The organism is Marinoscillum sp., assembly GCF_040222955.1.
Taxonomy (GTDB): Bacteria; Bacteroidota; Bacteroidia; order Cytophagales; family Cyclobacteriaceae; genus Marinoscillum.
On record NZ_JAVKCA010000007.1, the window covers coordinates 53,889 to 66,205 of the forward strand.

At 44.5% G+C, this 12,317-nt stretch carries 9 protein-coding genes; 6 read left to right on the forward strand and 3 right to left on the reverse strand.

Annotated features, from left to right (window positions below; translation table 11 throughout):
- The first annotated feature begins 156 nt into the window (after positions 1-156).
- Entirely contained in the window at positions 157-981 is an 825-nt protein-coding gene (locus RIH33_RS02265; RefSeq protein ID WP_406653390.1) for a prohibitin family protein, read from the forward strand.
- A 91-nt stretch (positions 982-1,072) separates the two neighbouring features.
- On the forward strand, positions 1,073-2,362 hold the full coding sequence (locus RIH33_RS02270) for a citrate synthase (protein ID WP_406653392.1): 1,290 nt from the start codon (positions 1,073-1,075) through the stop codon (positions 2,360-2,362).
- Positions 2,363-2,419: 57 nt separating this feature from the next.
- Here the strand turns inward: RIH33_RS02270 and RIH33_RS02275 are convergent, their stop codons facing one another.
- Complete coding sequence (locus RIH33_RS02275) at positions 2,420-2,941, reverse strand: hypothetical protein (RefSeq protein ID WP_406653394.1); 522 nt, start codon at positions 2,939-2,941, stop codon at positions 2,420-2,422.
- 70 nt (positions 2,942-3,011) lie between these two features.
- Between RIH33_RS02275 and smc the strand changes: the two genes are divergently transcribed.
- Both smc and RIH33_RS02285 read left to right on the forward strand, forming a co-directional pair.
- A complete protein-coding gene (gene smc / locus RIH33_RS02280; RefSeq protein ID WP_406653395.1) occupies positions 3,012-6,536 on the forward strand; it encodes a chromosome segregation protein SMC in 3,525 nt (1,174 codons plus the stop codon).
- A 34-nt stretch (positions 6,537-6,570) separates the two neighbouring features.
- Positions 6,571-7,302, forward strand: coding sequence for a type ISP restriction/modification enzyme (locus RIH33_RS02285; RefSeq protein ID WP_406653397.1), 732 nt, complete (start codon positions 6,571-6,573; stop codon positions 7,300-7,302).
- A 257-nt stretch (positions 7,303-7,559) separates the two neighbouring features.
- Here RIH33_RS02285 and RIH33_RS02290 read toward each other — a convergent pair whose 3' ends face one another.
- Positions 7,560-8,801 carry a DEAD/DEAH box helicase gene (locus RIH33_RS02290; protein ID WP_406653399.1) on the reverse strand — a complete coding sequence of 414 codons (1,242 nt, stop codon included), beginning with the start codon at positions 8,799-8,801 and terminating at the stop codon, positions 7,560-7,562.
- Positions 8,802-9,074: 273 nt separating this feature from the next.
- Between RIH33_RS02290 and floA the strand changes: the two genes are divergently transcribed.
- Complete coding sequence (floA, locus tag RIH33_RS02295; RefSeq protein WP_406653400.1) at positions 9,075-9,971, forward strand: flotillin-like protein FloA; 897 nt, start codon at positions 9,075-9,077, stop codon at positions 9,969-9,971.
- Between the two features lie 140 nt (positions 9,972-10,111).
- Here the strand turns inward: floA and RIH33_RS02300 are convergent, their stop codons facing one another.
- Positions 10,112-10,306 carry a cold-shock protein gene (locus RIH33_RS02300; RefSeq protein WP_159579893.1) on the reverse strand — a complete coding sequence of 65 codons (195 nt, stop codon included), beginning with the start codon at positions 10,304-10,306 and terminating at the stop codon, positions 10,112-10,114.
- Between the two features lie 375 nt (positions 10,307-10,681).
- Here RIH33_RS02300 and RIH33_RS02305 point away from each other — a divergent pair, with 375 nt between their 5' ends.
- On the forward strand, positions 10,682-12,283 hold the full coding sequence (locus RIH33_RS02305) for an ABC-F family ATP-binding cassette domain-containing protein (RefSeq protein WP_406653401.1): 1,602 nt from the start codon (positions 10,682-10,684) through the stop codon (positions 12,281-12,283).
- Positions 12,284-12,317: the final 34 nt, after the last annotated feature.

Here is a 12,317-nt window from a genome sequence, read left to right on the forward strand (position 1 = left end):
TATTATTTTTATGAAATGATGCAAATTACATGATATTTTGCAATGAAAATTAAAATAATTTGAAAAATCAATAATTTAACTTTAGATCTTGGTATTCGCCAATAGATAAGCTTCCCCGTATTAACTTTACGTTTCATTTATACCAAAAACCACAAAATGGATAATCGCAAGTACCTACCCCTTATTATAGTCACAGCAATCGTTCTTATTGTTTTACTGACCATTTCCAACAGTATAATTTATAAAGTAAAGTCTGGAGAAAGAGCAGTCATTTTCAACACATTGACAGGTGAACTGGACAAGTCAAACATTATCGGACCGGGCTTTCATGCTAAGGTGCCCTGGAGTGATGCCTACATCTATGATGTAACTGAAAATCAGATAGAGGAAACCATGGATGTTCTGGATAAAAATGGTCTGAACATCAATGTTGATATCACTGTGAGGTTTCACCCGGTATACGATAGCATTGGAGAAATTTATGAAACATTCAGATTGGATTACATACGTCGCCTGGTCATTCCTGAAGTGAGGTCCACTGTAAGACAAGTGATGGGTAGGTACACTGCCGAAGAAATCTACTCCACCAAGAGACCTGAAGTAGAGGGCTCAATAAAAACCGAAACGGATGCCATCTTGGGTGCTCCTGGAAATAACATTGAAATGAGGGCTTTGCTCATCAGATCCATCAAACTTCCTGAGCAAATCAGATTAGCCATTGAGAATAAGTTGAAGCAGGAACAAGAGGCCCTTGCCTACCAGTTCAGGTTGGACAAAGAAAAAAGTGAAGCCGAAAGAAAGCGGATTGCTGCTGAAGGTGAGGCCGTGGCCAACAAGATCATCAATAGCAGTTTGACAGATGAGTTATTGAAAATGAGAGGCATTGAAGCCACTATTGATATTTCTACTTCCGCCAACTCAAAAGTTATCGTGATTGGTAGTGGAAAAGAAGGTCTTCCATTAATTTTAGGCGGGAATTAATTTTCGCCAAACAGTCAGTGCCGTCAGGAGTTAAATGAGGATAAATAATTATTTTAGAGTAAATTCTAGCAATTAATAAACACGCAAGCAGATGTCGAATACAGCCGAAATCAAAGTAGATGGTAAAAGTTATGAGCTGCCTCTTATTGAAGGAACCGAGAACGAAAAAGCAATTGATATTAGTAAACTAAGAGGTGAATCAGGTATCATTACCATTGACCCGGGTTTCAAAAACACCGGATCCACGAAAAGTGCCATTACTTTTCTGGATGGTGAAAAAGGAATCCTGAGGTATCGTGGATACCCCATCGAGCAGCTGGCTGAGCACTCCACCTTTTTGGAGGTCGCGTATTTGTTGATCTACGGAAGTTTGCCTGAAGCTTCCCAATTCGAGGCCTTCAAATCTCAAATCACCAACCATACGCTGGTGCATGAAGACATTAAGAAACTCTTAGATGGTTTCCCTTCTACTGCGCACCCAATGGGCGTTCTATCCTCTTTGGTGACTTCATTGACTGCTTTTTATCCTCAGAGTCTGGATCCGAACAGGTCCGGTGATGATGTGAATCTTAGCATTATCAGAATTATCGCCAAGATGCCAACTTTTGCGGCATGGTCTTACAAAAATCAAATGGGGCATCCGGTGGTTTATCCGGATAACCGACTTGATTATTGTGCCAACTTCATGAAAATGATGTTTGGGCTGCCTACCGAGGAATACAACGTGGATCCTGTGGTCGTAAAAGCTTTAGATAAATTACTCATCCTGCACGCTGATCACGAGCAAAACTGTTCGGCTTCTACTGTTCGGATTGTTGGAAGTTCTCAGGCCAGCCTTTATGCTTCGCTTTCTGCCGGCATCAATGCACTCTGGGGCCCTCTTCATGGTGGTGCCAACACTGCAGTAATTGAAATGCTGGAAGCCATTAAGGCAGACGGTGGCGATACCAAGAAATGGATGGCCAAAGCCAAAGACAAGGATGATCCTTTCCGTTTGATGGGATTTGGTCACAGAGTTTATAAGAATTTTGACCCGCGTGCTAAAATCATCAAAAAAGCTGCGGATGATGTATTGGAGAAGTTGGGTGTGAATGATCCGGTATTGGATATCGCCAAAGGCCTGGAAAGAGAGGCGTTGGAGGATCAATACTTCGTGGACAGAAAGCTTTATCCTAACGTTGACTTCTACTCCGGTATTATCTATAGAGCACTTGGAATCCCGGCGGAGATGTTTACCGTAATGTTTGCCCTTGGCAGGCTCCCGGGTTGGATTGCTCAGTGGAAAGAAATGCGAGAGAACAAAGAACCAATCGGAAGACCCAGACAAGTGTATGTCGGAGAAAACGAAAGAGATTATGTGGCTGTAGCGAAGCGGTCATAAAAGCAAAAGCCCTTCAGGAAATTCCTGAAGGGCTTTTTTTATTTGGGATTTTAACTTTCAGTACTTTCGGTTGAGTATTTCGCTCAGGATCACCGCTTTCTTGGCGGAGTTGGTATCCTGAAGCATCGATTTTATATCGGCACCCAGAGACTGCCCATCGCCCTCATCCTGCTCACGTTGCATTTTGGATTTGAAGTGCTCATCACGTTTAAACTCCAGATTAGCTCCTTCAGCCAATTTTATGGACTCCTGATAGACGCGTCGGCTCTCCTCATCTGCAAACCTGCGGGTGCGGCCTTCTTCGAACTCCTTCGGTTTTTGTTGCTCCACCCACTCCCGCTCTTGGACCAGTTGCCGCGCCTCTACAGGCTCAGGCACTTCCCGCTCCGGTTCTTGTTTGCCCTCTGTAAACTCTTTCAAAAGATCCTCAAAAGAAACCGGTTTGGTGCGCCTTTCGGTATGCACTGGTTCTCTTTCATCCCCTTGTGTGGGCTCAGGAGCGTTCTTCTTTTTCATCATCCGTGTGATGAAATATATCGCAGCAAAAGCGAGGTAAAGCCAGAATTGAATATCATCCATATACGTCGTAAAATATAAAATTAATTCTAAATTTGTTAGCTTCATTCGAGCTTAACATCACAAGCACTTCATGCAATTAACACGTTTAGAAATAAAGGGATTCAAGAGTTTTGCTGATAAAGTTACCATTAATTTTGATGAGGGCATTACAGGCATCGTTGGACCCAATGGATGTGGAAAGTCTAACGTAGTGGATTCGATCAGATGGGTGCTTGGTGAGCAGAAAACCCGCGTGCTTCGCTCCGACAAAATGGAGAATGTAATTTTCAACGGGACCAAAGCAAGAAAAGCTACCCAGTTGGCAGAGGTTTCTCTCACTTTCAATAACACTAAAAATCTCATTCCTACTGAGTATTCAAACGTGACGATTACGCGTCGTTATTTCCGTTCTGGCGAAAGTGAATACCTGCTCAATAACGTGCCCTGTAGATTAAAGGACATCACCAACTTGTTTCTGGACACTGGAATTGCCTCCAATACCTATGCTATTATAGAGCTGAAAATGGTAGATGACCTCCTGAATGATAAGGATAACTCCCGAAGAAGCCTTTTTGAAGAAGCTGCAGGTATTTCCAAATTTAAGATCAGGAAAAAGGAAACCATGCGTAAGCTTCAGGATACTGACGCTGACCTGGATCGTGTAGAGGATTTGCTTTTCGAAATAGATAAGAACCTTAAGTCACTGGAAAAACAGGCTCGTCAGGCTAAGAAGTACTATGAAATCAAAGAGGAATACAAGCAGTACAGCATTGCCCTGGCCAAGAAATCCATTGGGGATCAGAATGCTGTGTTTGAACGCATTGAAAAGCGAATCACTGAAGAGTCGGACCGAAAAAACTCCCTAAACACCCAGCTACTCGAGAAGGAGGCCAATCTGGAGAAGACGAAGGCTGAATTGATTGGGAAAGAAAAACTCCTCTCCTCCCGACAGAAGACGCTCAACGAGCATGTGGGCAAAATCCGGAATTATGAGAGTGAGAAGAAGATCAAGAACGAGCGGCAGCGTTATCTTCAGGATAAGATAGAAAAACTGCAGGAGCAACTTTCACAGGATAAGCTAAGCAATGAGCGGGCTGCATTTTCGCTCAAAAGTCTGGATAAAGAAAGTGATCAGGCCCGACAGATCCTCTCCGATATAAGTAACAAACTGGAGCAGCTCCAGGCCGACTATGACGCGCAAAAGGCCAAAACTCAGGAAGCTCAGGAAATACTGAATGAGTACAATCAACAGTACAACACTAAACGAGAGCAGGTTTATCAGGTAGGCAAAGATCTGGAAATCAAAGAAGTGCAGATAAAGTCGCTTCAGAGTGAGCTCAACCGGTCCAGAGAGGACTCCTCTCAGCAATCAGAGAGTCTGAAGGATTTTGATCAGAAACTGGCTGAGATCCGGAAGGAGAAAGAGCACAAAACAGAGGAATTTCAGGCGCTCAAAGCAAAGGAAACTGCCCTCAAAGATAAGATAGAGTCTAATCAACAGCGAATAGACCTGATCCGTGAAGAACTTACCCAGGTCAACAGAAAGCTGGACTCCAGACAAAACGAGTATAACCTTACCAAGTCGCTTGTGGACAGCCTGGAGGGATTCCCGGAAGCCATCAAGTTTCTGAAGAAGAGCAACCAGTGGAAAAACGCCCCGCTCCTTTCGGATGTCATTGCCTGTCCTGAGGAATACAGAATCAGTATCGAAAATTTCCTGGAACCCTACATGAACTACTATGTGGTGGAAACCCGGGAGGATGCCCTCAAAGCCGTGAACCTGCTGAGTGACTCAGCCAGAGGAAGGGCTCATTTTTTCGTGCTGGATCAGCTGGAAAAATATCACGCCAATTCGGCGCACATCTTTGCCAATACCCGTCCTGCCACAGAGGTGGTGGAGTACGACGAGAAGTACCGAAAACTGATCGCCCACCTCCTGGACAATGTGTACATCTATGAAAACGAAGCACCTACCACCGAGGATGATGATGTTGTTTTTGTAGATAAGAGCGGAAAGATTACCAAGAGAAAATTCTCCATGTCAGGTGGTTCTGTTGGACTCTTTGAGGGAAAGCGTATTGGGAGGGCTAAAAACCTGGAGAAATTAGCTTCAGAAATTAAAATCCTGACCAAGAAACAGGAGCAGGCAAAATCCAACCTCAATGAGCAACTGAATGAGCTGGAGCAACTGAAGAAATCTACTCAGACCAGTCTTCTGGAGGAGCTGCGGGGGGAACTCAACCGGATCAATGAAACCTTTGTTTCTATCCAGACAAAGCAGGAGCAATATAGTAACCTCCTTAACTCCAACGAGACCAAGAGAGAAGACATAGAGGAGCGGATAGAAACCCTGGGCAGTGAAATAGAAAGCCTTAGACCCGAATTTGATCAGTCGGCAGGTATCCTGTCAGAGTTGGAAATGCAGGTGGTGAATAAGCGCGAAGAACTCAACGAATTGAATGAATTGTTGACGCAGAAGTCGTCTGCTTATAATGAGGAAAATGTCCTCTATCACCGTCAGCAAAACAAGGTAAATAGCATCACTCAGGAAATCAGTCATAAGGATGAGACCTTCATTAGTAGCTCTGCCAGAATAGAGCAGAACACTGAGGAGCTCCAGAAAGCTACCCAGGATCTGAATGAACTGGTGAAAAAGTCAGAAGAAAGCGATGACGATCTGGTGGCTATGTATGAAGAAAAAGAGTCCATTGAAGTGGGAGTCAATGAAGCTGAAAAGGACTACTATGCCGTGCGCAATGCCATAGACGAAGCGGAAAAAAATGTACGTGAAATCCAGCGCATGCGAGAATCTGCAGATCAGGTGCTGATGGAGTGGCAGAATAAGCTGAATGAAACCAAAATACAGCTTAATTCCATCAAAGACCGACTCTCAGTAGAATTTAACCTGGACATGAAGCAGGTTGAGCTGTTTGATAATGAAGAGCTCCTCAGTCAGCCTCTGGAGGATCTTCGTGAGCGGGTGGATAAAATGAAGAACCGCCTGGAGAATATGGGGCCGATCAACCCCATGGCCATGGAGGCCTACGAAGAGATCAAAACCCGTCACGACTTTATTTCCGAACAAAAGGAAGATCTCATCAAAGCCAAAGAATCGCTCCTCACCACCATTGGTGAGATTGATGAGGTGGCCAGAGTGACCTTTCTTGATGCTTTCAATAAGATTCGGGACAACTTTATCAAGGTGTTCCGCACGCTCTTCACAGAAGAGGATGACTGTGAGCTTAAACTGACCGACCCTGATAATCCGCTGGAATCTTCCATTGAGATCATGGCCAAGCCAAAAGGTAAGCGACCCCTTACGATCAATCAGCTCTCCGGCGGAGAAAAGACACTAACGGCCACCTCACTCCTTTTTGCCATTTACCTCCTAAAGCCTGCACCCTTCTGTATTTTCGATGAGGTGGATGCACCACTGGATGATGCCAACATTGATAAATTCAACCAAATCATTCGGGAGTTTTCAAAGGACTCACAGTTTATCATCGTCACGCACAACAAGCGAACCATGGCCAGCACAGATGTGATCTACGGAATCACAATGATAGAACAGGGTGTATCGAGGGTCGTGCCTGTGGATTTGAGAGAGCTCGCATAAACCGGCATCTGCTCATACACATTATCTTTGGTGTATGAAAACACTGTGGGGATACTCTTCTGAAATCGATTGGTTTGATCCTGGTGATTCGATGCGCGCCACGATTCGACAACAGGTGCAACCACTTCTTCACAGAGCCTCAGTGAATAACCTGTCGGGTGGTCAGCACACTCATGCTGTTGGAAATCTACTCTCCGGTAAACTCCATCTCACTTACAACCCTGAGCCCTCCAGCCACGAGGTGTGCTTTGCGGACAGTTACGAAGTACGGCCTGAATTCAGAACTTCATTTCGCACTGCTGATCTGATCGATTATGGCTACGCCATGGTGTTCAGCGATGTTTTTAAGCATGAATTTAATGATTTTCTTACTCAGAATTTCTCGATACCAGCACCACCCGATGTGCAGTTCTTCTGGAAAATGAGCCATGTGGGCAACCAGTTAAGATTATTGCATACACACGAAAGTGTCAATAGTTCTTCAGGATACCGCTTTGAAAAAAATGTATTGATCGGGAAGTGTGAATACAGGAAGAGGGCCATTTACATCAACCAGGAACCCCTGATTAATGATGTAACGGAGGGAGTATGGAATTTTAAACTTGGAACGATATACCCCGCTCAAAAGTGGCTGCATGGCTATCAGGGTCAGGTGATGGGCCCTAAGGAGTTTTCTGATTATACATACCTGCTTGAAGTACTTAAAAGAACAGAGGCCTTGAGCAGAGCAATAGACCTGATCTGTGCGGGTGAAGTGGAGTTTTGAAGGAAATATTCGGTCATTTGCTTCAACCAAATATCAAAAATGTCGTTATTGCATTCGCCCGTAAAGTTGACGGGACTTGAACCTTAAAAACACGACCATGTCCAAATCTCAAGACGCCAAGAAGAGCGTAAAAAAGGAACCGGCCAAAACTCCTAAGGAGAAGAAAGCTGAGAAGCGAGAAAAAAAAGCCAGTAAGAAAGGCTGATTCGGGCCCTTATAAAAACATGCGCCCTGTGACACAATCGCAGGGCGTTTTTTTATCGCTTGTTTTTCTTCTTTTTCTTCCGGTTCTGCTCAAATGCTTCCGCTTCTCTGATGAGGGATTGCACATCATAGGCGTTCTCTTTAGAGAAATCCATGGTATTCTTATACTCCCCTTTGGTGATTTCAATTCGTTGGATGGGTTTACCCAGATTCTCTTCGATTTCCTTCAGCACGGCTTTCTCCTCGGTGCTGCAAAAGGAAATGGCCTGTCCCTTTTGGGTGCCGCGTCCGGTTCTTCCTACCCTGTGCACATAGTTTTCGGATGATTCAGGGAGGTCATAGTTCACCACAAACTCCACATTAGGAATGTCAATGCCACGAGCCGAGATATCTGTAGCGATGAGCACCTTTAATTCCCCACTACGGAACTTCTTCATGGCCTGATCGCGCTCTTTTTGCTCTTTGTCACTGTGAATGGTATCTGACTCCAGTCCCACCCGCTCCAGAGCTTTCTTCACTCGCTCGGCTCGGACCTTTGTACGAACAAAAACCAACAGCTTACTCTCGGGGTGATTATTGATAAACCCTTCCAGAAAGAAACGCTTGTCATCCATTTCGATAAAACCTACCGCGTGTTCAATGTTCTTAGCCACAGGGTCCTTTGGGGATACCTGTATACGTATGGCATTGGTCACTAATGAATAAGCTAGTTTTTTGATCTCAGGGTTGATGGTGGCGGAGAAAAACAGGGTCTGACGTTTCTTCGGCAGGTGCTGCATAAGGTCCCTAATGTCCTTGATAAATCCCAAATCAAGCATATGATCTGCTTCATCCAGAATGAGCGTATCCACATCTTTGAGCACCAATGCCCCCTGACTGACCAGGTCAAACATTCGACCAGGAGTTGCCACTACCACATCCACGCCCTTGCCCAGCTGTGTTATTTGTGAATCCTGTTCGACTCCACCATGCACGCAAAGGGTTTTCACCTTCGTAAACTTACCCAAAGTGTCAAAGGCACTGGTGATCTGAAGGGCCAGCTCGTGAGTAGGTGCCATTACCAGGCAGCTCACCCGCTCACTACGTTTGCTGGATTTCCGCTCATCAATCATACTTATGACAGGAATGGCAAAAGCAGCAGTCTTCCCGGTGCCAGTCTGAGCAATGGCCAGCACATCCTCCCCTTTCAGCACCGCTGGAATGGTTCTGAACTGTATGTCTGTTGGCTTCTTATAACCCAACTCCTTAATGCTTCTTTTAAGTGCATCCCCGATGCGGTAGTCTTCAAACTTCATATCAATGCGAAAGCTGCAAAGATAGCGTGTTATTACAGTTTAGGGCTCCGTTTTCATTCTTTACCAAAGAGATGACCAGAGGATGAGCACACATGTCTTGCCCAAATATATTTCAGGTTGATATTTGGGCTTCCATCTTTTAATCAAAAAACAGTTACCGAGGTAGCTTCTGACTTTTGAGGCTCAGAGAAATGGATAATATTTACCTGCCTATTCACTAAACTAACCCGGGTAAAGTCTACATTACACGGTAAACCATTACGGACCTTATTTATGCCTGTTACTACCCTTATTATCATTGGTGCCGTATTGGCAGGTTTGTGGTTCTTTACTTTCATCTTCCCCATCAGTCTTTGGATTAGTGCCATTTTCTCCGGGGTTCAGGTCAATCTCCTCGATCTGGTATTCATGCGCTTCAGGAAAGTACCTCCCGCGCTCATTGTGAAGTCTCTGATTCTTGCCACCAAAGCCGGTATCAAAGACGTGGACACGGCCAAACTGGAAACCCATTTCTTGGCCCACGGCAACCTTATGAAAGTTATTAAGGCACTGATAGTGGCTGACAAGGCCAATCTCAATATGAATTTCCAACAAGCCACAGCCATTGACCTGGCGGGCAGAGATGTATTGGAGGCCGTTCAGGTATCGGTCACACCCTATATCATAGTTGTACCTGCCATCACGGGAGTCTCAGTGGACGGTATCCAGCTAATCGCTGAGGCCAGAGTGACCGTGCGAACCAACCTTCAGCAATTGGTGGGTGGTGCCGGTGAGGAAACCATACAGGCAAGGGTTGGCCAGGGGATCATTTCCCGAATTGGTGAAGCTACGAACTACATGGAAGTACTGGAAAAGCCGGAGGAAATCTCAAAAAGAGTATTGGCCAATGGGCTGGATGCGGGTACAGCCTTCGAGATCCTATCCATCGACATTGCTGACATCAACATTGGTAGGAATATTGGCGCGATTCTCCAGATTGATCAGGCGCAGGCAGACCTGGTCATTGCCAATGCCAAAGCGGAAGAAAGAAGGGCCATGGCCGTGGCGCTGGAACATGAGATGCTTGCCAAAATACAAGAAGCACGTGCTCAGGTGATAGAGGCCGAATCTGAAATACCTGCAGCGCTTTCAGAAGCATATCGAAAAGGCAACTTCTACAAATCCAATTAATCAGCATAGCCCCTATCAGTTGAATTTCGTTTGAGTCTTTGAGTATACACACTCAAATCAAAACCCCGGTTAGAAAATAAGGCACAAAAAAAAGCCATTGACGAATCAATGGCTTTCATTTTTATGTATTCGGAGGAGAATTAGTCAACCAACTCTACGTTGACTGCATTCATTCCTTTTCTTCCTTTTTCTACATCAAATTTTACTTTGTCATTCTCACGGATATCATCCACAAGGCCACTCTCGTGAACAAAGATGTCTTCACTTGAGTCATTTGGTTTAATAAAACCAAAACCTTTGGAGTTATTAAAGAATTTTACTGTTCCTTCTTGCATTGTACTAGATTATTATTAATTGTAATGTTTCTTGTTTGAATGCTCAATTTTCAACTAAAATGAGCGATAAGGAAGGTGTAAGGATCAAATATTGAATCGTGTGGATTTAATACGTAAAGGTTTACTCCTGCTTTACGAGGCAAAGATATAGTTTAATTTATTAGAAGCCCTCTTTATTTAAAACATTCTTGAAGGTGGGTTAAAGAAGGTAACTAACACTTCCACACCAAAAAGGCCCAATTCACGGCCCAAACCGCCAAAAGAGGCCTTCCCACCACTCTCATTGGACATTCAAATTAATTTCAGGAATACCGTTAAATTTAGTTTTTGGCTGGTAGAATCTTTACTTTTGCACCTCGAAAACCAAGGGAGCATATGATTTCAACTCAAAATATATCACTTCAGTACGGCAAAAGGGTTCTTTTTGATGAAGTAAACGTAAAATTCACTGGCGGTAACTGCTATGGCATAATTGGAGCTAATGGTGCTGGTAAATCCACTTTTCTTAAGATTCTCTCCGGAGAGATTTCACCCAATTCAGGATCTGTACATATAGAGCCTGAAAAGCGTATGGCTGTGCTCAAGCAGAATCACTTTGAGTATGATGAATTTCAGGTGTTAGATACCGTGATGATGGGCCATGACAAGCTTTGGGCCAACATGAAGGAGAAGGAAGCCCTGTATTCGAAACCTGATTTTTCAGAAGCCGATGGCAACAGGGTTTCTGACCTGGAAGCGGCATTTGCTGAGATGGATGGATGGAATGCTGAGTCTGATGCCGCAGCCCTACTGAGTGGCCTGGGTATTGTGGAAGCTGACCACTACCGGATCATGGGCGAGTTGAGTAATCAGCAGAAAGTAAGGGTATTGCTGGCTCAGGCCCTTTTTGGCAACCCTGACATCCTGATTCTGGATGAGCCAACCAACGACCTGGACCTGAAAACCATCGAGTGGTTGGAAAACTATTTGTTAGATTTTAAAAATACGGTGATCGTTGTATCTCACGACAGACACTTTCTGGATACAGTATGTACGCACATCGCCGATGTGGACTTTGGGGCGATTAAAATTTATACAGGAAATTACACCTTCTGGTACGAGTCCAGTCAGTTGGCATTGACCCAACGGTCTTCAGCCAATAAGAAAGCAGAGGAAAAGAAGAAGGAATTGCAGGAGTTTATTGCCCGCTTCAGCGCCAATGCGTCTAAATCCAAGCAGGCTACCTCCAGAAAGAAACTGCTTGAAAAGATCAATGTGGACGATATTCAGCCTTCCAATAGAAAATATCCGGCAATCATCTTCAACCAAAGTCGTGAGGCCGGCGATCAGATTTTGGAAATCAAGGGGCTTACCAAGAGCATTGATGGAAACACACTCTTCAAGGATTTTGATCTTTTTGTAAACAAAGGGGAGAAAATCGCCTTTGTTGGTGACAATACTCTTGCGCTCACTACCCTTTTTAAAATCTTGATGGGAGAAGCCAAAGCGGACTCTGGTACTTTTAAGTTTGGTCAAACGGTGACAACCGCCTATTTACCCAACGAAAATGCCGAGTTTTTCAAAAGTGATGAAAATTTGATCGACTGGTTGAGAGAGTTCTCTCCAGGAGAAAAGGATGAAGTATACATCCGCGGGTTCCTCGGTAAAATGCTCTTTTCAGGTCAGGAAACACTGAAAAAATGTAATGTACTCTCGGGAGGTGAAAAAGTGAGGTGTATGCTCAGCCGCATGATGCTGCAGGAAGCCAATGTAATGGTCTTGGATGATCCTACGAATCACCTGGATTTGGAATCCATCACAGCGCTCAATAATTCCTTGAAGGATTTTCCGGGCACACTCCTATTCACTTCTCATGACCACACGTTTACGCAAACCATCGCTGATCGTATCATAGAGATCTCACCGAATGGGTTCATAGATAAACTTGGAACCTATGATGAGTACCTGGAAAGCAAACGTGCTGCCGAACTGATTTAAACATAGTGGCATGGAATAAAAAAAGGCCATTCTA

Bases quoted from the DNA above. Each gene is read 5' to 3' on its own strand.
- RIH33_RS02265 (WP_406653390.1), top strand. From the start codon at position 157: ATGGATAATCGCAAGTACCTACCCCTTATTATAGTCACAGCAATCGTT.
- RIH33_RS02270 (WP_406653392.1), top strand. From the start codon at position 1,073: ATGTCGAATACAGCCGAAATCAAAGTAGATGGTAAAAGTTATGAGCTG.
- RIH33_RS02275 (WP_406653394.1), bottom strand. From the start codon at position 2,941: ATGGATGATATTCAATTCTGGCTTTACCTCGCTTTTGCTGCGATATAT.
- smc (WP_406653395.1), top strand. From the start codon at position 3,012: ATGCAATTAACACGTTTAGAAATAAAGGGATTCAAGAGTTTTGCTGAT.
- RIH33_RS02285 (WP_406653397.1), top strand. From the start codon at position 6,571: ATGAAAACACTGTGGGGATACTCTTCTGAAATCGATTGGTTTGATCCT.
- RIH33_RS02290 (WP_406653399.1), bottom strand. From the start codon at position 8,801: ATGAAGTTTGAAGACTACCGCATCGGGGATGCACTTAAAAGAAGCATT.
- floA (WP_406653400.1), top strand. From the start codon at position 9,075: ATGCCTGTTACTACCCTTATTATCATTGGTGCCGTATTGGCAGGTTTG.
- RIH33_RS02300 (WP_159579893.1), bottom strand. From the start codon at position 10,306: ATGCAAGAAGGAACAGTAAAATTCTTTAATAACTCCAAAGGTTTTGGT.
- RIH33_RS02305 (WP_406653401.1), top strand. From the start codon at position 10,682: ATGATTTCAACTCAAAATATATCACTTCAGTACGGCAAAAGGGTTCTT.